This window comes from Belnapia mucosa (assembly GCF_016775475.1).
GTDB lineage: Bacteria > Pseudomonadota > Alphaproteobacteria > Acetobacterales > Acetobacteraceae > Belnapia > Belnapia mucosa.
The window spans coordinates 1-250 of the sequence record NZ_JAEUXJ010000133.1; the positions used below are offsets into that span (position 1 = coordinate 1).

1 protein-coding gene is annotated in these 250 nt (G+C 59.6%); it reads left to right on the forward strand.

All coding sequences use genetic code 11. From position 1 onward, the window contains the following. Positions 1–65: 65 nt before the first annotated feature. Positions 66–250 (forward strand): cbb3-type cytochrome c oxidase subunit I (locus tag JMJ55_RS30665; protein ID WP_236034281.1); only part of this gene is annotated, 185 nt, incomplete at its 3' end.

Sequence of the window (250 nt, forward strand, 5' to 3'; positions counted from 1 at the left end):
GGTTCGCTTACGCCCCGCTATCCGACGCCATCAACTCCCCGGGGGCCGGCGGGGACTTGTGGGTGATGGGCCTGTACCTCTTGGGTCTGTCGTCCATCCTCGGTGCCGTCAACTTCGTGACGACGATCATTCTCATGCGCACCCCGGGCATGACGATGTTCCGGATGCCCATTTTCTCCTGGAACATCCTCATTACCTCGATCATGATCCTGGTTGTCTTCCCGGTCCTGTCAGCTGGTTTGCTCGTCCT